The sequence below is a fragment of the Streptomyces sp. 63XJN7_1_ISO-PGPR-S23-121 genome (assembly GCF_056173025.1).
On record NZ_CM149653.1, the window covers coordinates 7303854 to 7324155 of the forward strand.

The 20302-nt window shown below is 69.3% G+C and carries 18 protein-coding genes; 12 read left to right on the forward strand and 6 right to left on the reverse strand.

What is annotated here, in order from left to right; all coding sequences use genetic code 11:
- Nucleotides 1-41: 41 nt before the first annotated feature.
- From AC0VYN_RS32610 to AC0VYN_RS32620, 3 genes are all read left to right on the forward strand, one after another.
- The gene (locus tag AC0VYN_RS32610) at nucleotides 42-848 is read left to right on the forward strand and encodes a DUF2637 domain-containing protein (RefSeq protein ID WP_366766647.1); all 807 of its coding nucleotides are present in this window, start codon (nucleotides 42-44) and stop codon (nucleotides 846-848) included.
- 236 nt (nucleotides 849-1084) lie between these two features.
- Nucleotides 1085-1603 carry a plasmid mobilization relaxosome protein MobC gene (gene mobC, locus AC0VYN_RS32615; RefSeq protein WP_366766648.1) on the forward strand — a complete coding sequence of 173 codons (519 nt, stop codon included), beginning with the start codon at nucleotides 1085-1087 and terminating at the stop codon, nucleotides 1601-1603.
- Entirely contained in the window at nucleotides 1600-3309 is a 1710-nt protein-coding gene (locus tag AC0VYN_RS32620; RefSeq protein WP_469184397.1) for a relaxase/mobilization nuclease domain-containing protein, read from the forward strand. Before mobC ends, AC0VYN_RS32620 begins: the two co-directional genes overlap by 4 nt.
- Here AC0VYN_RS32620 and AC0VYN_RS32625 read toward each other — a convergent pair whose 3' ends face one another.
- From AC0VYN_RS32625 to AC0VYN_RS32635, 3 genes are read right to left on the reverse strand one after another with little or no spacing between them, the layout of a single operon-like run.
- Nucleotides 3310-3855, reverse strand: coding sequence for a flavoprotein (locus tag AC0VYN_RS32625; protein ID WP_469184395.1), 546 nt, complete (start codon nucleotides 3853-3855; stop codon nucleotides 3310-3312). It lies immediately after the preceding gene.
- Between the two features lie 54 nt (nucleotides 3856-3909).
- Nucleotides 3910-4140: a DUF397 domain-containing protein gene (locus AC0VYN_RS32630; protein WP_408062599.1), complete on the reverse strand. Its 231-nt coding sequence runs from the start codon at nucleotides 4138-4140 to the stop codon at nucleotides 3910-3912.
- Nucleotides 4137-5018 carry a helix-turn-helix domain-containing protein gene (locus AC0VYN_RS32635; RefSeq protein WP_469184392.1) on the reverse strand — a complete coding sequence of 294 codons (882 nt, stop codon included), beginning with the start codon at nucleotides 5016-5018 and terminating at the stop codon, nucleotides 4137-4139. The genes AC0VYN_RS32630 and AC0VYN_RS32635 overlap by 4 nt, the downstream gene beginning before the upstream one ends.
- A 183-nt stretch (nucleotides 5019-5201) precedes the next feature.
- Between AC0VYN_RS32635 and AC0VYN_RS32640 the strand changes: the two genes are divergently transcribed.
- Together AC0VYN_RS32640 and AC0VYN_RS32645 are read left to right on the forward strand one after the other, a co-directional pair.
- Entirely contained in the window at nucleotides 5202-6524 is a 1323-nt protein-coding gene (locus tag AC0VYN_RS32640) for a tetratricopeptide repeat protein (protein WP_469184374.1), read from the forward strand.
- Between the two features lie 19 nt (nucleotides 6525-6543).
- Complete coding sequence (locus AC0VYN_RS32645; RefSeq protein ID WP_469184372.1) at nucleotides 6544-7260, forward strand: 2'-5' RNA ligase family protein; 717 nt, start codon at nucleotides 6544-6546, stop codon at nucleotides 7258-7260.
- Here AC0VYN_RS32645 and AC0VYN_RS32650 read toward each other — a convergent pair.
- Nucleotides 7238-7642: an ATP-binding protein gene (locus tag AC0VYN_RS32650; protein ID WP_475533880.1), complete on the reverse strand. Its 405-nt coding sequence runs from the start codon at nucleotides 7640-7642 to the stop codon at nucleotides 7238-7240. The two genes, AC0VYN_RS32645 and AC0VYN_RS32650, sit on opposite strands and share 23 nt — an antisense overlap.
- A 324-nt stretch (nucleotides 7643-7966) precedes the next feature.
- On the opposite strand from AC0VYN_RS32650, the gene AC0VYN_RS32655 reads away from it, so the two are divergent.
- The 4 genes from AC0VYN_RS32655 (at nucleotide 7967) to AC0VYN_RS32670 (ending at nucleotide 11501) form a co-directional block, all read left to right on the forward strand.
- Nucleotides 7967-8395 (forward strand): DUF6415 family natural product biosynthesis protein, encoded by a 429-nt coding sequence (locus tag AC0VYN_RS32655; protein WP_469184370.1) that lies wholly within the window; start codon nucleotides 7967-7969, stop codon nucleotides 8393-8395.
- Nucleotides 8392-9096, forward strand: a complete 705-nt coding sequence (locus AC0VYN_RS32660) for a hypothetical protein (protein WP_469184368.1) — start codon at nucleotides 8392-8394, stop codon at nucleotides 9094-9096. The genes AC0VYN_RS32655 and AC0VYN_RS32660 overlap by 4 nt, the downstream gene beginning before the upstream one ends.
- A 422-nt stretch (nucleotides 9097-9518) precedes the next feature.
- Nucleotides 9519-10274 (forward strand): DUF5131 family protein, encoded by a 756-nt coding sequence (locus AC0VYN_RS32665; protein ID WP_469184366.1) that lies wholly within the window; start codon nucleotides 9519-9521, stop codon nucleotides 10272-10274.
- 99 nt (nucleotides 10275-10373) lie between these two features.
- Complete coding sequence (locus AC0VYN_RS32670; protein ID WP_469184364.1) at nucleotides 10374-11501, forward strand: three-Cys-motif partner protein TcmP; 1128 nt, start codon at nucleotides 10374-10376, stop codon at nucleotides 11499-11501.
- A gap of 473 nt (nucleotides 11502-11974) precedes the next feature.
- Here AC0VYN_RS32670 and AC0VYN_RS32675 read toward each other — a convergent pair whose 3' ends face one another.
- A complete protein-coding gene (locus AC0VYN_RS32675) occupies nucleotides 11975-12424 on the reverse strand; it encodes a DUF1931 family protein (RefSeq protein ID WP_087808829.1) in 450 nt (149 codons plus the stop codon).
- 406 nt (nucleotides 12425-12830) lie between these two features.
- On the opposite strand from AC0VYN_RS32675, the gene AC0VYN_RS32680 reads away from it, so the two are divergent.
- Nucleotides 12831-13919, forward strand: a complete 1089-nt coding sequence (locus tag AC0VYN_RS32680; protein WP_475533881.1) for a hypothetical protein — start codon at nucleotides 12831-12833, stop codon at nucleotides 13917-13919.
- 132 nt (nucleotides 13920-14051) lie between these two features.
- Complete coding sequence (locus AC0VYN_RS32685) at nucleotides 14052-16265, forward strand: FUSC family protein (protein WP_475533882.1); 2214 nt, start codon at nucleotides 14052-14054, stop codon at nucleotides 16263-16265.
- A 35-nt stretch (nucleotides 16266-16300) separates the two neighbouring features.
- On the opposite strand, the gene AC0VYN_RS32690 is transcribed toward AC0VYN_RS32685, so the two are convergent.
- Nucleotides 16301-18082 (reverse strand): PucR family transcriptional regulator, encoded by a 1782-nt coding sequence (locus AC0VYN_RS32690; RefSeq protein WP_475533883.1) that lies wholly within the window; start codon nucleotides 18080-18082, stop codon nucleotides 16301-16303.
- A gap of 319 nt (nucleotides 18083-18401) precedes the next feature.
- Here AC0VYN_RS32690 and dnaK point away from each other — a divergent pair, with 319 nt between their 5' ends.
- Nucleotides 18402-20297, forward strand: coding sequence for a molecular chaperone DnaK (gene dnaK, locus AC0VYN_RS32695; RefSeq protein WP_475533884.1), 1896 nt, complete (start codon nucleotides 18402-18404; stop codon nucleotides 20295-20297).
- Nucleotides 20298-20302: the final 5 nt, after the last annotated feature.

The window sequence follows — 20302 nt, forward strand, 5'->3', positions numbered from 1 at the left end:
CCCGCTTGCCCGTACGCACCACCGCGACCCCAGTATCGACCATGACCGCCGCGATCCGCCTGGGAGTCGCTCTGGTCGGCACGATCGGCTTCGCCCTCTCGTACGACGCCCTGCGGCAGATGGCAGTGGCCATCCACATCCGCGGAATGCTGACGTACGCCTTCCCCCTCGTGATCGACGGGTTCATCGCCATCGGCGTTGCGGCCCTGCTCATCCTGCGCGCCGCCCCCTGGCGATCTCGCCTCTACGTCTGGGCCCTCGTCGGCATTGCCACCATCACGAGCATCTGGGCGAACGCCCTGCACGCCGTCCGTCTCAACCAGGAGGGCGACGCAGCCGGGCTCCACCTGGACGACGTCACCGTCGGCGCCCTGTCGGCCATCGCCCCGCTCGCGCTCGCCGGAGCCGTCCACCTGGATCTTGTCATACGCCGCCACCCCACCGGACGGCCCTCGACTGAACCGGTCAGTGATCAGCGCCACACTCACGTCGAGAACGTGCGGCGGCCCGCTCTGAACACCGACACGGCCGAGGCCTCGAAGAACGCGGCACAAGCACGGCCCGAAGTTGTGGCGGAGGACATCGCAGACGTGGCGGACCCCCCGGCCGAAGTGGCGGATGCGCGTCAGCCCCACAGCCCGATCAAGGGTCGGCAGCCCAGCGCTTCCACGGAAACGCTCCTGGCTCTCGGCCGCGCCGCGCCCCTGGGCCGCCAAGGACGTATCTCCCGCCGCCACGTCGAAGCGGCGATCCGGGCTCAGGGCTACCCCGTCGGCAAAGACCGCCTCGCCGAGATCACCCGCCGCCTGCAGGCCGAACTCGACCGTGCGCCCGAGCGCGTCTCCTAGCGCGCTGACCGGTCGGTACCTCCCGTCATCGCGCTGCTCAGCGAGTGGACAAAGGGCGGAGCCGACCACCCCAGGCACATCCCGTCCGCCGACTCCTAGTAAGGACTGCCCCGATGCGCGAAGCCCGACGTGAGCTGCCCGCCGGACAGCGGGAGATGACCACAAGCGTCACCCAGCCAGCAAGGTATGCCGTTGGACCGTCCAAGGGTCGGTCCAACGGGAGTTCCGCCCCGGGGGTGGCGGAGACCCTCGGACGCCAGGGGGCACCCGAGGGGGAACACCGCGCCAACGCCGCCGCTGTCGCGCTGCCGCGCGCCGCCGAAGCCGCCGCCCTGCACCGCATCGCCCGTCGCCGCAAGCGCAAAGACACCCAGCGCAAGGAGCGCGTCGACGTGCGCTACAGCGTCGAAGAGAAGGCCGCCATCCTCACCAGAGCCCGGTCGCTCAACATCGCCGGCGCCCATTACGTCGGGGCCGTCGTCATGGCCCACATCCACGGCGATCTCGCCCTACCCGGCCAGCGCACTCCGCTGGACGACTACATCGACGAGCTGACCGCCCTGCGCGAGCAGATCGCCAAGATCGGCAACAACGCCAACCAAATCGCCCGGAAACTCAACTCCGGCGGCCATCCACACCCTGGGGATACCGCCGCCCTCGCCCAGACCGAACGCACCCTGGTCGCGGTCCGTACTGCCATCAGCGAGATCGCGGCAGCGGCGAACCAGGCCGTCACCAACAAGGCAGCCCGGTGATCGCCAAGATCAGCAGCGGTAAGGACACGGCCGGTCTGATCCGCTACCTGTTCGACACCAAGAAGGCCGAAGACCACATCGACCCCCACCTCGTCGCCTCCTGGGACGGCTTCGCTCCCGACCCCGGCCGCACCGACGACTTCACCGCCACAAAGAAGCTCCTGGTGGCCGACCTCGACCTGCGCGTCAAGCAAGCCCGCCGACTTGGCCGGGCTCCCGAGCGACACGTCTGGCACTGCTCTATCCGTGCCGCCACAACCGACCGCCACCTCAGCGACGAGGAGTGGGCCGACATAGCCCACCGCGTCGTGGCCGCCACCGGCCTCGCGCCACAAGACGACCCGGACGGCTGCCGCTGGGTCGCCGTCCGCCACGCCCCCGACCACATCCACATCGCCGCCACCAAGGTTCGTGGCGACCTGAGCACCGCACGCCACTGGAACGACTACCTGACCGCCGACCGCGAACTCGCCGCCATCGAAGCGGAATACGGCCTCTTCCAAGTCACCCGCGGCGACCGCACCGCCGCCAAGCGCCCCACCCGCGCCGAACAGGAAAAGGCACACCGCCAGGGCCAGGAGAAGCCGGCTCGCGAACGCCTGCGCACCATCGTCCGCACCGCCGTGGCCGCCACCACCAGCACCGACGAGTTCATCGGCCTGCTCAGCCACACCGAGGGCGTGCTGGTCGAAGTCGTGTACTTCCCTTCTGGCGATGTGCGTGGCTACAAGGTCGCCAGCGAAGACACCACCACGGCAGGCAGGCAACCGATCTGGTTCTCCGGCTCCGAACTCGCGCCGGACCTGTCCTTCCCCAAGATCCGAGCACGCCTGGAGGCCACTGACCCGCAGCCCGCCGACGGGCCGGGGAGGCGCAGGCCCAACCCTTGGCACCGGGCAACCGCAGCCGCCGAACGCATCCCCCACCACCTCAGCGGATACGACGACCGAGCCTCCCAGGCCCACCTCGCCGCCTTCGGTGAAGCTCTCGACGCCCTGCCCCTCCTCGCTCCCGCACCCCTCCGCGCCCAGCTCCGCGGGGCAGCTTCCGCTTTCGAGCGCGCCACCCGATCCCGCGTCCAGGCCGAACACCATCACGCCCGCGCCCTGCGAAGCGCCGCACGGGCGATGCTCCGCGAGCCCGCCCCCGGGGACGGCACGGCTCTGGCGATGCTCCTCGACGCCGCGATCCTCGTCACCGTCGCGGCCACGCGCTGGCACCAGCTCCGCCACCACGACCAGCAGGTCACCGCCGCGCAGCAGGCCCTGCTCCACCTCCAAGCCGCCTACGACGAGGCAGCAGGCGCGCCCCTGACCGCTCTTGTCCAGCATCGACCGCCCCAACAAGCGGTGAACCGGTACATGCGCCACATCCGCCGGGCCCTGCCCGAGCACGCGGAACAGGTCCTGTCAGATCCCGCTGTCGACGCCCTCACCGCCGCGCTCGCCGAAGCGGAAGCACTCGGCCACGACCCGGAGCGACTCCTCAAGCAGGCGGTCGACCAACGAGCCCTGGACGACGCCCGCTCCCCCGCCAGGACCTTGACCTGGAGAACGCAGCGCCTTATCGCACGACCCGCGCCCAGCGACCGCGCAGAACAGGACCGCAGCACTGTGCAGGCCGAAAGGTCACCACGACCCAACCCGTCGGGCCACGAAGCATCTGCGGTCGCGCCCCCGCGACCGCCGCAGGCACGAAGGCGCTGATCACGACCGCGTGGACAGCCTGGGAGCGAGCAGTTCCAGCACTTCCTCCCAGCGGTAGCGGTCGGCCCCGCCGCCGGCCTTCGGCCGGTGAGGCTCGTAGGAGCCGATCAGGACACCCATCTCGCGCAACACGTCCAGGCTGCGGCGGTATGCCGGATGGGCAGCCTGGGCGGAGTTCAGGTACGGCAGCACGGTGACGGGAACACCCGTGGCGGGTGCCTCGCACAGGATCGCCAGCGCGAGGTTGTCGGAGATCCCGGCGGCCCACTTGTTGACCGTGTTGAACGTGGCCGGGGCGACCGCGATGGCATCTGCAGTACGGCTCGGGCGCGGCTCCCCCGGTGTCCGCCAGGCCGAGCGGATGGGGCGGCCGGTCTGGGCCTCCACCGCCGCCGCGTCAAGGAAGCCGAGCCCTTGCGGGGTGGCTACGACGCCGACGTCCCAGTGCCGCTCCTGGGCTGCCGTGATCAGTCGGCCGACGTCGGCGGCGACCCCGGCCGCGCAGACGACGATCTGGAGGAACGGCTTGTCGTGCTGGTCACTCACGCGGGCACTCCCAGGTGGCTGCCGACACGGTGCACGTGCGGATTGGCCAGGGTTTCAGCCGACGCAAGTTTCGCCGTCCGTGTAATGGCCCAGCAGATCATTCAGGGCGGAGCGGCTGAGAATCACCGGTGACAGTTCAAGGTCTTTTGAGTCGCGTACCGCTGCGTACGCACCGAGGTCGGCGATCTCGACGCAATCGTTGGCGCCGCCGCTGTAGGAGCTCTTGCGCCAGCGCGCCTTATGAAGTTCCTCGGCGTGGAGGCGGCGGGGCGGGGGCGTGCTCACGGTTCAAGCTCCTCGGCGGTGCGGGTGAGATGGGTACGGGTCTCGGCGGGGCTGAGGGCCGAGACCCTGAGCTGGTCGAAGATGTCCGTGTAGTTCTGGATGTCGCTCTCGGACTCCAGGTACACGGAGTTGTTGGGGTTCTCCAGCCAGACCAGCGGTGCCGTGGGCTGGGGGAAGGTGAGGATGACGAAGGGCCCGTAGAGGCCGGGGTGGGCGCCGGCGGAGAACGGGAGAAGTTGGATGATGACGTTGGGCTGCTCGCCGGCCTGGACAAGGTGGGCGAACTGCTGGCGCATCACGGCGGGAGAGCCGATAAACCGGTGGAGGACGGCTTCGTCCAGGACGGCCCACAGGTCGGTGGAATGCTCGCCGGACAGGCGGCTTTCCTGGCGTTCCATCCGTACCTTGACCAGGGCGTCCACCTGGACAGAAGTGAGTTCGGGACGCATCTGGGCGATGACTGCGCGAGCGTAGTCCTCCGTCTGAAGCAGGCCGGGAACGAGCAGGGGCTGGTAGTTGGCCAGCCCGATGGCACCTGCCTCCAGGGCGAGGTAACCGTCGTAGCGGGTCGGGGTAAGAACCGTGGAGTACTTCCGCCACCAGGGCTTCTGCTGCTCCTTGTCGGCACGCACCAGGTCGAGGATGTCGTCACGCAGTTCGGTGTCGGCGACGGCGTAGCAGTCGAGGAGAGCCCGGACCAGTATCGGGGTGGTGCCGCGCTCGCCGGTCTCGATCCGGCTGAGAGACCCCTGGTTGACCTCGATCTGTTTCGACACCTCGGTGAGGGTCAGGCCGGACGCCTCCCTCAACTCGCGCAGCCGTGTGGCGAGCTGGCGTCGGTAGACCGACTGAGGGGCCAGCTTCCTCTTCAGTGCCATGAAGGCAGTCTGTCCATCCACCCATCGGCGGACAACCCGAACGGGCCAACTTAGCCAGACATATTGCCCAGTTGCGCTTTGCGTCGGCACTCTTGCGTAGGACATCCCGTACGCCGCACGGTCCGGCGTGCGTGCCGTTTGCCGAGGAGCCCCTGGTTCCGCCGACGTGTTGGGAGGTCTTCCATGCCCCGGAACACGCTGCTTCGGCAGTTACTCGAAGAGCGCCACCTCACGACTTACACGGCATTCGAGGTGCAATTCTCCCGCGCGGCCAAGAACCTGGCCAAGCAGGCGGATGACCCTCGGCTGGCCTCGGTCGCGGTCTCATCGCGGCAGTTCGACCGGTGGATGAGTGGGGAACTGAAGCAGCTTCCCCGCCCCGACACGTGCCGCATTTTGGAGGAGCTGCTGGGCAGGACTGCCCGCGACCTGTTCGCGTCGCCCTCGGCCTATCCGCCGTCCGCCCCAGAACCCCCACCTGCGGACGTTCCACCTTCTCCCCAGCCCGGCCCGACCGCCCCCTCCGACGATCCGACGGACATTGTCGCCCGAGCCCGCCAGCTGGCCTGCGGCAACGTCGACCAGACCACTCTGTCCTTTCTCTCCTCCCGGATTGAGGCGATCACCGAGCGGTACGAGAAGGGCGGGCCGGACGGCCTGTGGGGGCAGACGAAGAGCCTGCACAGCATGGGGCACACCCTGCTCGCCGGTCAGCAACCTCCGGCCGCGCGCAGGGAACTGTTCCGGATCGCCGCACGCGTCGGCGGACTGCTCGGCTACATGGCGGTGAACACCGGCGCGTTCACCCTGGCTGAGGCGTACTGCGCCGAAGCGCTGGAACTGAGTCGGGCGATCGGCGATCTCGACACCGAGCTGTGGGCCTGCGGCACCCAGTCCTTCGCGGCGTACTACGCAGGCCGCTACGACGAGGCCGACGCGCGGGCCGCCGCTGCGGTGGACCGGGCGCCGAACCACCCGCAGGCCATCCGGCTGCTGGTCAACGGCCGGGCCCGGGCGCTCGGCAAGCTCGATGACCGGGCCCAGGCCGAGCGGGCCATCGGGCGGGCTCTGGAGCTCTCCGATCAGCATGACGTGGCTCCTGGCCTGACCTCCTGCATCTCCTTCTCGCCGTATGGGCGGGCCCGCACCTTGGCCAATGCGCTGACCGCCCGTGTCGCTCTGCAGGACACCGGGCACGTGCTGCGAGACGCCGAGAACCTCGACGACCTGGTCGAGAAGTCCGACTCCGCGTGGAGCCGCTCGCTGGTCCGCCTCGACGTGGCCACCGCGATGCTTCAACAGCGAGCACCGGACGTGGAGCACGCCATGTCCCTCGGGCAACAGGCGATCACTCTGGCCAGCCCGCTGCCGATCAGCTCGGTGCGACAACGCTCCCGGGACCTGTACGAGCGAGCAGCCCCTTGGCGGTCCCGGCCGGCAGTGCGCGAGTATGGCGAACAGCTCCGCGCCTGGGGCTGTCAGTTCCCGCCTGCTGAGGCAGGGTGATCACGGAGGAGTTCGCCGGGTGTCTTGGCCGCACGTCCAGCTCAGCGCCGATCCCGCAGCCTTCCCTGCCCACCCGCCGGCCGACCTGAGTGACCCGGCGGTGATTGCGGCGCACGACCAGGGCGCCTTCGACGCCGTGGAGACCATGGTCGATCACTGGGACCGGCCCGGCTGGACGGCACAGACCCGGGCGTACTACTGGATGCTCACCTTCCCGGACAGCCCAGCGCTGGCCGACCTCGCTCTTCGCTGTCAGCAGCACCTCGCGCCGCTTGGCCTGGATCCGGTCCCCGACGACGGGTTGCACATCACGCTCACACGCGTCGGTTCCGCCGCAGCGCTGCCGCTGAGCCGTCTCGATGACGTCATCAGCGCGGCGGCACCGCTTCTCCCGGCGGCCTTCGGCCTGCGGGCGGTCCCGCTCGCGGGTTCTCGGGGAGCCGTACGCCTGACGGTCGCGCCCTGGGGCCCGGTACTGGCGCTGCACGCGGCCCTCAGCGAGTCCATGGCTTCCCTGGAGCTGACTCCCCGGAAGCCGACCGCGCTGTTCCGCCCCCACCTGAGCCTGGCCTACAACAACCGGCCACGCCCCGCTGCCCCGGTCATCGAGGCCGTCACCCCCCTCCGCGGCCTTGCACCAGTCGATCTGCACGTCCAGGAAGTGCAGTTGGTGCAACTGCGACGCGAGGAACGCACCTACCGGTGGAACGTCGTCAAGAGCCTGCCGCTCGGCTGATCGCTGCTTTCCCGCGCGGCAGGACGGCAACGACCGCCTTGGCGACGGCAGTGGTCTCCACATACCACCGACGTGCCAGCGTCTGCACCAGCCACAGTCCACGGCCGGACTCGGCAAGCGGATCCGCAGCCGTCTCCGACAGGTGCACCCGACCGTCGTCAGGCTCCGGGTCGTGGACCGCGACGACGACCTGATCCCCGTCGATCTCGATGGTCAGACGGTCAGGGCCGGCAGTCGTGTGTCGCACTGCGTTGCCCACCAGCTCGGATACGACCAGCACAGCGTCGTCCACGCTGAGGACGACGCCGGCCAGGACGGTACGAACCCGGTCACGGGCCAGGGAGAGCGGCTCGCACCGACCGGTCAGGGGCATCCAGTGCATGTGCGGACTGTGCACTGCCGGGCTTGAGTCGTTCAGCATCGCGGTCGCTCTTCCGGTCGTACGAATGGGCGTGCCCCACAGGGTCCGCTTGTCCGCAGCGCGTCTCCACGCCGTCCCCCCGACGCTTCTCCGCCGCCCGGACGGCGGGGAGACGGCGTATCGGCGGCGTGGAAACGCCCCTACCGCGACGGGAGCCTCGAAGCCGATGGCCGGCCCTCTCCAGAGCCGTCCGGATCGCCGACTTCGCGTAGAGGAGATCACCGTGCCCGCCCCCGTACGAGCTACCTACCGGCTACGCCTCGCTGTGCCAGAGGAGTCGGGGCGATGACGGCCACCACCCTCCGCCCCGGTTGGTCCCATCCCGTGCGAGCCGCCGTACCGCCCTTCACCGAGGCCGGTTTGAGAAGGGTCCTGGAGAAGGTGCAGTGCTGGGCCCCGTATGTCGACGGCTTGCTGCTCGATGACGTGGCAGCCGTCCTGGACGACTACACGCCCACCGAGCACGAGGTCGACGAGCACGCGCAGCGCCTTGGCGGCCACCTGATGCGACTCGTCCACCTCGCCGTGGTCTCCAAGGCGGCTGAGAGGGACGAGCAAACAGCCGACCTCGTCGAGCGCGGGCGCACCATCCGGTCCGAGGAAGTGCCAACGGATCACCGACGTGCCGTCGGACACATCCGACGTATGGCGTGGACGCTCGACGCACTCATTGAACGCCTGGTGGCCCACCAGTGCCTGACGGAGGCGCCGTGACCTTCCCGTCCCTTCGCCTCACGTACAACCCGCGGGCCGTCGAGCCGCGCGGCAAGAACCTCTCCTTGGTCCCGTACATCACCCAGCGAGAAGGGGAGGACGCGGCACCGGACAACCTCCTCATCACGCGCCACTCCTCCGGCCCGCGGCTGTACTACGCGGACGAGGACCCCCGGGACCGAGACCCGCGAGGCGTGCTCTGGGCCCGGTGCGGGTGGAACCCCGTCGATGCCGAAGGCCGGATCTCCGGTGTGCCGCAGTGGAAGCTGATGCACCCCCACCGGCAGATGGTGTGCATGCAGACGCTCACCTGCCAGGTCTGCACAGGCCCCGCCCGCACGCCCCTCGGCTTCATCTTTCTCGCCGGCCCCCGGGATCACGATCCAAGTCGGCCGAGCATCCTCACCAATCAACCTCCGGTGTGCCCCAGGCACACCCGTGCTGCCGCGAGGCTTTGTCCGCACCTGGAGGACGACCCGACGGTGTTCCTGGTCAGGAGCGCGCCCCTGTACGGCGTGCACGGCACTCTGTACGGCCTGGACGAGGGCGGTGTGAAGGTCATCGCACAGCCGGATGCTCCCTTGCCGTACGGCCATCCGAACATCGGGACGTTCCTCGCCTCGCAGTTGGTTCGCCGCCTCACGTCGTTCCGTGTCGTCGGCCTCGACGAGCTGCTCGACGATCTGGCCACTGCCTCATAGATCCCCGCGTCGGGGCCCTCCAGCCTCACCGGCCGGCCAACCGAAGGACAGGGGGCCGGTGAGCGGGGCGGGTCCGAGGAGTTCCCCCGACTCCACCTCTGCACGGACCCGCCCCACCTTCTGCCAGACGACTTGGAGGCAACGTGCACCAACTGATCGCGAGTCCGTTCCTGGGCCAGTACCTCCTCCTCCGGCCCGGTCACGCCAAGGGAGTGGCCATCCCCGAGTCCCGCTTTGCTGACTACTACCCCGGCAGCTCAGGTTCGGCCCCAACACCCCCTTCACAGAACGTACGTTCGACGGGAAGGATGGCGTGATCGATCGCGTGTCAGTTCGGCACGTCGCTCGTTAGGCAGCGCAGTCGAAGCGCCGGGTGGGAAAGACGCTGATGACCAGCGTCCACCCGCTACGGGAGGGGACCCATGGGCGATCGCAGCACAATCGAGTGGACCGAGGCGACCTGGAATCCCACCACAGGATGCGACCGGATCTCCCCCGGGTGTGACAACTGCTACGCCTTGACGTTATCCAGGCGCCTCAAGGCCATGGGTGTCGCCAAGTACCAGACTGACGGGGATCCCAGGACGTCCGGCCCGGGCTTCGGCCTCAGCCCTCACCCAGACGCATTGGCCATTCCCCACCAGTGGAAGGCCCCACGAATGGTCTTCGTCAATTCCATGAGCGACCTCTTCCACGCCAAGGTCCCTCTGGACTTCGTCCGGCAGGTCTTCCAGGTGATTGCCGAGACCCCCCAGCACACCTACCAACTACTGACCAAGAGGGCCCGCAGGCTGCGGCGCGTTGCCGACGAACTCGACTGGCCCTCAAACCTGTGGATGGGCGTCTCCGTCGAAGACGCAGAGCACCTGGATCGTGTCGACGACCTTCGACAAGTGCCTGCTGCTGTGCGCTTCCTGTCCTGTGAGCCTCTTCTCGGTCCGCTTACCGGTCTGCAACTGGACGGCATCGGCTGGGTTATCGCCGGAGGCGAGTCCGGGCCCCACCATCGCCCCGTAGAGGAGGAGTGGCTGGTGGACATCCGCGACGCCTGCAACCACGCCGGAGTGCCCTTCTTCTTCAAGCAATGGGGTGGCCGCAGCCCGAAGTCAGGGGGACGCGAACTCGACGGAGCGACCTGGGACGAGATGCCACCTCGACTGCCAGTCGCAGCCCATTAACGGCCAAAGTCCAGCAGACGCCGTACGCACTCTGGTGGCGTATGGCAACGATGTGTGACCCTCTCCCCAGCGAGGCCGACGGGAGTAGGGGGACCGAAGGTGGCCGTACCGAAGGATGCCGTGTGGGAACGCGATCCGCACACGGCGGCCAAACATGACTTACTCAAGCAGTACTTGGCCGCATGGGCGCCGATTCTGCTGTCACGACTCGACGTGATCACTTATGCCGAAGGCTTCGCGGGTGCCGGCATCTACAAAGAGGGCGAGCCAGGCTCCCCGGTCATCGCCTACGAAGTCTTCGCCGACGCTCTGCACAGGTTCCCGAAACGTATGCGCGTGATCCTCATGGAGGAGGACGCCCGGCGCGTCAAAGAGTTACAGCGCCAGATGGAGTTCGTCCGCTCCCGGCAAACGGACGACATCACCAAACGATTAGCGGTCGACGTACATCACGGAGATTTCCACCCGGCCCTCCTGGAGAAGCTGCGCGGCATTGGAGCGTTGGGGAAGCCCCTCTTCGTCCTGCTGGACAGCTTCGGCGGGCCCGACATCCCCTTCTCGCTGCTCCAAGAGCTGGGGCGTCATCCCAGCACCGAAGTGATGGTGACCTTCGAGCCCAGCTTCCTCACCCGGTTCGCCGAGAAGCACGACGGTCACCGCCAGCTCGGCGACGAAGCATTCGGGAGCCCGGAGTGGCAAGGGGTCTTCCAGCAGTCCCCCTCGGGCAAGTTCACGTTCCTGCGCGAGCAGTACCGGAACACGCTGCGCCAGGCCGGCTTCACGCACACGCTGTACTTCGAGATGGTCGATGAGGGCGGCAGGATGCTCTACCTGATCTTCGGCACCCAGCACGAGCTGGGGCTGGAGAAGATGAAGGACGCGATGTGGAAGGTGGACCCTTCCTATGGCGTCCGCTACCGCGACCCCAGAGACACTCAACAGCAGATGCTTGATCTCGTCTTCGAGCCGGACACGGCTCCGCTGCGACGGATCCTGCACGACTTCATCTCTGAAACGCCCGACGGGCGAACTATCCCAGAGCTCAAGCGATACGCCCTCTTGGAAACCGTCTACCGGCCCGCCCAGGTGATCGAGACCGTCCGGCAGCTGCGTGAGGCGGGCGCCGTGACGACGGAACCTCGTGCCATCAACGCCAAGACGCGAGTGAGCCTGGCGACGACGCCGCCCACTACCCGTCCGACAGCCGAGCAAGGCGCCCTCTGGTGAGAGGCCGGGAGGGCACATCCAGGGCACATGAGCCTGGGAAACGGCGTTGACCCGTGAGAACTACCGAGAGGAGTTTTCCCAGGTCAACGCACATTCTTGTGCGAAATCCCAGGTCCGCGCCCTCCCGCCCCCAATCGCTGCACAAGTGGCAGGACGTCTCATATCGGCCGCACGAGGCGGCACACGGGCCGTACTGCGCGTGTGGCCCTGAGCTGGGGTTTCCCCTGGCTGGGCGGGCCCTGCCCTAGATACGGCGGCAACAGCCCGAGGCAAGCACCGCCAGCGCTTACTCCCCGCGGTAGCGGTCGGCCCCATCGCTCCCTGGCCGGCGAGGCCCGGCCTGGGCGGAGTTCACGTACGGCAACACGGCGCCAGCCGGACAACGTGCTCCGCCAGGCCGTCGCCTCGGCGGTACCGGTCAAGGACCACGGGCAGTCCCGGCCGTGGCCCGCGCCGCCTGTTCCGGTCCCCACTCACAGCAGGAGGTCGAAGACGGCTCGGGCCTCGTCCCAGTGCTGGGTCTGGGGGTTCTTCAGGTCGGGGTGGAGGATCTTGAAGCTCTGGCCAAGGGCGAGGCTGAGGCCGCCCACGATGTCGGGATAGGCCGCCTCGGTCTCCTCATCGGGCGTGCGGTCCAGAGCGGGATGGGTGGCGAGCTGCTCCAGGATCGGTTTGATCTCCACCTCCTGATCGATCTTCCGGAAGCGGTGAATGCTCTCCTGCAAGCCCTTCGTGATCGGCAGGTCACAGGTACGGATGATGTCGCGCCCGTTGGCCTTGGCCGTGGCCTGGGCGACGGTCAGCAGATCGTAGAGCTTGGCGTCGACGAAGTCGCTGTAGCGCTTGAGATCGTTCTTGTCGACGTTCAGCCCTGCGGCCGCGCGAAAGAACCTCTCGAATCTGGCGATGGACATCACTGTCATGGCGCAACCTCCGGCTGCGGGGGACGGCTGATTCCCGGCCCGTGGGCTGTCCAGCCAGCCTGGCCGACGGGAGCGCGTGAACGCATGCGCATGCCGGGCCGAATCAGGCTCGTTGTCTCGCCCTGCCAGGTCCATGCCTCCCGATCGCCGGGGTTGTCGGACGGATGTGCGGGGCGGGAGAGCCGGGTGGGCAGCAGCCGGGGCCGGCTGACGCGGTTCATCCCGCCCACCAGCCGTTACGACACCGGGCGGGGCCCAGCGCTGTCGCCTGCGCAGGCCGGCGGTACGGCCGGCAGGAGCAGGCGGCGTCGGCGTTACCCCGGACGCGTCTGCGGGAACTTGGGGTCGCGGGGCGGCCGACGAGGAGGTTCCTGTCATGCGGGTGTCGTCTCACGGCGTTACGGTCGTGGCTCTCCTGGCGGATCCGTACACGCCGACGGAGATCGCGCAGCGCATGGCCCGGACACTTTCCACTCGGCTCGCCGACAAGGCGGGCCAGGGGCGGCGTTTCGTCGTAGAGGTGGTCAGTGAGCCGTTCACCTCGGGGACGGAGGACCCGCCCACCTTGATGCGCCGGATCATGGACCGCGGGAGTACGGAGGACTGGGACATCGTCGTGGCCCTCACCGACCTTCCGCTGCACGCCCACGGTCGCAGGCTCGCCGTGGATCTGAATCACGAGCACGGCTTGGCGCTGCTCTCTCTTCCTTCGCTGGGGGGCCTGCGGCTGCATTCGAGGGCCCGGCGGGCCGTCGAAGAAGCCGTGCTCGGCCTGGCGGGTCCCCAGACCACGGCGGTCGAAGGACTTCCGCGAGGTCAGCCGTCCCCGCCTCCAGACGATCGTCTCGAGCCTGTTCATCCGGGCCCGATCGGTGAGACGGAAGCCGACGATCTCCGGTACGTCGTCAGCGGCCCGCGTGGTTACCTGCGGGTACTCGTCGGTATGGTCCGCGCCAACCGGCCGTGGCGGTTGGTGACGGGCTTGTCGAAAGCCCTGGCCGCCGCACTCGCCACCGGGGCCATCGCCACCCTCGACTCCACCACCTGGAGCCTTGCCGAGGCCCTGAGCGCGCCGCGCCTCGTGATCGCCATGGTCGGGTCCGTCGGGCTCATGATCGGCTGGCTGATCGTGGACGGAGAACTGTGGCATCGATCGACAGAAGGCTCACCGGAGGCGAGGCAGAGGGCCAGGCTCTACAACGCCTCGACGGTCGTGACCGTGGGTATCGGGGCCCTGGTCTGCTACGTGGGTCTGATGGTCATCAACTTGGTGTGGGCCCTGTTCATCCTCAACGACCAGGTGTTCGCTTCCATGACGCGATCCCCGCTGCACGCCACGGAGTACCTGACGCTGTCCTGGTTCGTCGCGTCGGTCGCCACCGTGGGGGGCGCGCTGGGATCGGGCTTGGAGAGCGACGAGGCCATCCGGGCAGCCGCCTACTCCAAGCGCGAACAGGAACGTCGCCACAGGCTCCAGGGCGCCCACGATGACTAGCCGGGGTCCGAGTCGGACATACGTCGCCGACCGGTGGTCGTTCTTGGGCCCTGCGGCAGTCTCGCCCACCCGGGTGGTCCACCTCGACCAAGCCGTCGAGCCCCGGCAGGGCGTTCCGGCCGGGCTCACGCCGTGAGGTGGCTTCGGACCTTCGGGGAGGTCGTGCGATCCGGGCTCACGATCGAGGAGACCCGGCTGGAGCCTCTGCTCGCGCTGCGCACGGCTGCGGGGGTGGCGCTGGTCGTCGGACCCGCGCTGTGGCTGGTCTCGCCCGCGTTCGCCGCGTCCGCCGCCCTCGGGGCCTTCTCCGCGGGTACGGCCACCTTCCAGCGCACCTGGCGTCCGCGCAAGGTGATCGCGCTCGGCGCGGGGGCGGGCCTGGCGCTGAGTACCTTCGTGGGCTACCTGGCGGCGGGGCGGCTCGCGACTTTCCTCCCGCTGCTGGCCGTATGGGCCTTTGCCGCAGGGATGGCGTGGGCCCTCGGATCGACCGCTGGGATCGTCGCGGCGACGACGGTCGGCAGCATGCTGGTGACCGTCACTCTGCCCACGAGCGTCGGGCTGGCCCTGGAACACGCCGGCGTCATCGCGCTCGGAGGCGTGGCGCAGGCCGTGCTGATCCTGCTGTTCCCGATCCGGCGGTGGGGGGCGCATCGCGACGCGCTCGCCGACGCGCTGGCCGCCGTGGCCGACTACGCCCGTCGGCTGCAAGACGACCCGGCTGCCCCGTTCGACCCGGAGCCCCTGATGACGGCCCGGGACGCGGCCGCCGTGACGCCGTCGCAGGCCCGCACCCGGCCTCCCGTCCTCCACGGCCCCCGGGGCCTCGCCGAGCGCATCGTGCCGGTCGTCGCCGCGCTCGCCGACCCGGACGTCGGCGCCCCGGCGGAGGGGCCCGGGCGGGACCGCGTACGGGAGCTGCTCAATGCGGCCGCCGACGTGCTAGACGCGGCCGCGCGTTCGATCCGCCGCGGCACTTCCACCGAGGTTCCGCCCCGCAGCGCGGACGTGCTGAGCCTCAACGGGCAGGGTGAGATACGGGAGGGCCCTGCCCGGCAGGCCGGGCAGGGCGAGGTGCTGGAGGGCCATGCCCGGCAGGCCGCCGAAGAGCTCGTGAAGCTGCTCGCCGAGACGTTGGAGGTCGCCGGGGGCGTTGGCGCGCACGAGAAGGCGCCTGCGTCGTCCCGCCCCGCGAGCGCTCAGTTCCTGGTGCGCCCGACCTTGTTCCGGCTGCTCCCTGTTGTCGTCCGGGCGGTCCGCCGTGAGCTGCGCCGCGACTCACCCGTGTTCCGGCACGCCGTCCGCCTGGCGGCGGTGGCCCCGCTCGGTTATCTCATCGCTTCCCCGCTGCCCGTGGGCCACGGGTATTGGGCGCCCATCGCCTCGGTCATGGTCATGCGGCCGGACTTCCACCGGACGTACGCGCGTGCGGTGGGCCGCCTCGCAGGGACCCTGGCGGGCGTGGCCCTCGCCACCGGGATGGTGCGGGCCCTTGGCCCGGACGCCCAGGTGTTCGGCGCGCTCGCGGTGGTGTCGGCAGCCCTGTCGTACACGCTGCTCCGTACCGGCTACGCGTATTCCCAGTGCTTCACCGCCGCGTACGTCGTCTTCCTGCTCGGCATGGGGGGCCACGCGTGGGAGCAGACGGTCCCGGAGCGGGTGGTGCTCACCTTGCTGGGCGGGGCCCTGGCAATGCTGGCGTACGTGGTGTTCCCCGCGTGGGAGACTCCCCGGCTCACGAGTCGGCTTGCGGACTGGTTCGCCGCAAACGGCCGCTACGCGGCGGCGGTGCTCCGCGGCTACGCCGAACCGACCCGGGAGCATCGCGCCGACATGCGCGGGGCCCTGCTGGCGAGCCGGGAGGCACGTGCCGCCTGGCAGGAAGCCTATGACCAGGCGAGGCAAGAACCCGTCCGTCCCAGGGGCCTGACGTCCCGCGAGGCGGAGGAGGCGCAGGAGGCGCTCAAGGGGTTCGACCGAGCGACGATGCTCATGGAGAGCCACCTCCTGGGGGCCGACAGTCGTCCTGCCCCCGAGGTGGAGAGGTTCGCCGAGGCTCTGGAAGCGAATACCGCCCAGGCGGCAGAAGACATGCGCGAGCACAGGAACCCGGACTGGGGGCGCGTGGCGGAGGTGCTCGACACCTGGGAGGGTGCCGCCGGGGACCGCAGCCCGGTCCTGCGACGCGGTGCGGAACTGCAGAAGAAGGCCCTGGACAACCTCGCGACAGCCGTGAGCCGCACACCCTTGGAGCGGGACGTCGGCTCTGCTCGCGAGGAGCAACGGGTGCGGGCGGCTCTGGCTTCGGAGGGTGACGGATCGACGCCCGCCCGCGGGGGTGGGTGAGGGTTTCGGCGTCGAGGAGCGCGGCGTCTCCCGAGTCAGCCGGATCCGCCCAGCACGATCTTCCATACGCGGGTCGCCACCTGGAGGTTGAGCCGGTCCTCGACGTTCGCGAGGTCGTTGCCGCTGATGTCACGGATTCGCTGCAGCCGATAGCGCAGCGTGCTTCGGTGGATCGCGAGGGACGCGGCGGTCTCGTCGTAGTTGCCGCCGCAGTCGAAGTACCGGGTCAGGGTGTCCACCATGGTCGCGTGGTGCCGGGAGTCGTACTCGATGAGCTGCCCGATCCACTCGTGGACGAATGCCTCCAACTGCTGGTAGTCGTTGCCGGGGCCGAGGATGCGGTAGAGGCCGAGCTCGTCGAAGAACGTCGTGCCGTGGCCCTCACGGGAGTGACGGCGCACCTCCAGGGCACGCTGCGCCTCCTGATAACCCCGGGGAATGCCGTTCGGGGAGTCGCACGGGGCGCTCACCCCGATGACCCCTGAATGTGTCCCCGTCTCCACGGCGAGCGCGTCGTACAGCGCCTGGGCGCGCGGCCTGGCGTCGGTGACCAGGACCACGTGATCGGAGCGCCGGGTCAGCAGCGAGCGCATGCCCTGGGCTGTGGCCACCCGGCCCACGGTCTCCGCGAAGGAGTCATCCGCCGTGCGGTTCGACCACTGCACCACGACGATGTAGTGGCTGCGGTGCAGGTCGTGACCGATGGCCTCGGACCGGGCGTAGGCGCTCACCGTGTCCGTCCCGGCCAGGAGGTCGTCGGCCAGCTCGCGGCGCAGTCCCAGCTCGACTTCGGCAAGGTTGCGCAGGTGCGCCAGCTCAAGGGCGAGTGACGTGGCGGCATGTTCCAGCGCCAGCACGGTGTGCTCGTCCGCCTCGCCTCCGGCATCGATCAGGGCGAGCACACCCAGGATCTCGCCGTGCGGGCGGACCAGGGTGACCAGCCGGTCCTCTATCCGTACCGGCCCGGCCTCCCGTGCCACGGCGTGCAGCATCTCGTCCTGACGCACGGGGTCCGGTTCCGGATAGGGGTCGGGCCGGCTGGGGCCGCTCCAGGACCTCAACCGGCCGAAACGGTCCTCGACCAGCGCGGGGAGTCCGGTGAGACCGTGGAGTGCCCGCGTGACGGCTTCCTCTCCGCCGCCCGCGGCGGCGACGTCGGTGATGAGCGTGTGAACGGCCCGCTGGTACCGCTGCTCGGCCACGACCGAGATGAGCTGTCGCTGAAGGGCGGTGCGTTCCTCCCTCACCCGGTGGAGCTCCACCGCCTGGTCACGCAGGCGGCGGTGTGCAAAAGCGAGCGAGAGAGCGGCGGCGGTGTGCCGGACGAGCGTGGCCAGCAGGAATCGTTCTGCCTCGGTGGGCTCGGAATCGGACGTCACCACAAGGTAACCGTGGAGTCGCTCCAGCCCGTGCAGCCCGAGGGCGCGGCCCCAGGGCCTGTCGGGTACGGTCACCGGCCCGTCCTGGCCGGCCAGCTCCCGCACTCTCTGGTCCACCGCCGAGGCGTGATTCCGTCCGTTGGCCGGAGCCGGAAACAGATCACCACCCCTTTCGACGAATCCGGCCTCGGCTCTGTAGGCCCCTACGGCCTCCACGTGGGCCATGGCCAGCCCGAGGATCTCAGCTTCGTCCAGGGTGTCGAGCAGAGCGTAGGAGAGCGCCGCCAGGTCGTTGAGGGCACGGTCGAACTGACCGGCCGATGGTGGCCGGCCCGCCGACGGGGCGGCCGCGGAGGCCAGCCCGGCTCCGCCCCGTGGGACATCGTTCTCCCCGTCGGAGCCGCTGGCGTACGGATCCTGCACCCGGCTGCCGGCCATGGGATGCTCCATCCGCCCGAGCCGTCGGTGGACGAGCTGACGGGTACCCGTCCACAAGCCGACTCATTCGAGATACACGACTTGCACCGTCTTGTGCCGACGGTGCGAACGGCCGCGGGCAATCTCGACTCGCCAGGAGCAGGCGTGCTCCTTCTCCTCTCACCACCCTGGGGTGTGTCCGGGAACCTCCGCCCACACCGGCGGCAAGAGCTGGGCGATGCCCGAGAAGCCCGCCCTGCAGGCCAGGAGGTTCCGGTCGTAAGTGAACCCACGCGATCCGGAGAGTCGGCGCAGGCCGCCACAGCAGGAGGAGATCCTCATGGCCAAGGCAGTGGGCATCGATCTGGGCACCACCAACTCGGTGATCGCCGTGTGGGAGGGCGGCGAGCCGTCCGTCGTACCCAACAACGAGGGCAACCGCACCACACCATCCGTGGTGGCCTTCACGGACAGCGGTGAGCGCCTGGTGGGCCAGCTGGCCCGTCGCCAGGCGATTCTCAACCCCAAAGGCACCATCTACTCGGCCAAGAGGTTCATCGGCCGGCACTTCGACGAGATCTCGGACGAGGCCAGAGCGGTGGCGTACGACGTCGTCGAGGGCGACGGCGGGGCGGCCCGCTTCAAGGTGGGCGACAAGCTGTACGCGCCCGAGGAGATCAGCGCGCAGGTGCTGCGCAAACTCGCCGACGACGCTTCCAAGCAGCTGGGCGAGCGGGTGACCGAGGCGGTCATCACGGTGCCGGCCTACTTCAACGACGCGCAGCGCACCGCCACCAAGGACGCCGGACGGATCGCCGGACTGGAGGTGCTGCGGATCATCAACGAGCCGACGGCGGCCGCCCTCGCGTACGGCATGGACAAGAAACAGCACGAGACGGTGCTGGTCTTCGACCTGGGCGGCGGCACCTTCGACGTGAGCATCCTCGACGTCGGCGACGGCGTGGTGGAGGTACGGTCCACCGCCGGCGACAGCCACCTGGGCGGTGACGACTTCGACCGGCGTCTGGTGGATCACCTCGCGGACGACTTCCAGAAGGAGAACGGCGTCGATCTGCGCAAGGACCCGCAGGCGCTGCAGCGGCTTTTCGAGGCGGCGGAGAAGGCCAAGACCGAGCTGAGTTCGGTGACGCAGACGCAGGTCAGCCTGCCGTTCATCACCGCCGACGCCTCGGGTCCCAAGCACCTCACCGACTCGGTGATGCGCTCCACGTTCGAGCAGATCACCAGCGACCTGGTGGAGCGGTGCCTGGGGCCCGTCCAGCAGGCCATGGCCGATGCCAAGGTCGGCGAGAGCGACATCGACGAGGTCATCCTCGTCGGCGGTTCCACCCGTATCCCCGCCGTCCAGTCGCTCGTGCGCCGGCTGACCGGCGGCAAGGATCCCAACATGAGCGTCAACCCCGACGAGGTCGTGGCCCTGGGCGCCGCGATCCAGGCCGGGGTGCTCAAGGGCGAGGTCAAGGACGTCCTGCTGCTCGACGTCACGCCCCTGTCGCTCGGGGTGGAGACACGTGGCGGCGTGATGACGAAGATCATCGAACGGAACACCACCATCCCGGTACGCCGCAGCGAGACCTTCTCCACCGCCGAGGACAACCAGCCGGCCGTCGACGTGGTGGTCCTCCAGGGCGAGCGCGAGCGGGCCGCCGACAACCGGGTGCTGGGCCGGTTCCAGCTCACCGACATCCGGCAGGCGCCGCGGGGCGAACCGCAGATCGAGGTCACCTTCGACATCGACGCCAACGGCATCCTCGAGGTCAAGGCCCGCGACCGGGACACCGGCAAGGAACAGGGCATCACCATCAGCGAGAGTTCGAACCTGGACCGCAGTGAGGTCGAACGGATGGTCCAGGAAGCCGAGCGCAACCAGGGCGAGGACCAGGCACTCCGCGAGGCCGTCGACGCCCGCAACGAGCTGGACGCCGTCGCCTACCAGGTCGAGAAGCGCCTCGCCGAACTGGGCGACACCGCCCCGGCGCACGAGAAGGCACGCGCCGAGATGCTCGTGTCCGACGCTCGGGCGGCGGTCAAGGAAGAGGCGGGCGTGGAGCGCGTACGGCCGCTGACCTCCGAACTCCAGCAGGTGCTCGCCGGGCTGACGGCTGCCCAGCAGAGCTCCACCGCCGCGGGCGGGCCCGGCCAGGACACCGCGGACGGTGGCGCTGCCGGTGGCGGTGACGACGACGTCATCGACGCCGAGTTCGACAAGGACTGAGGCAC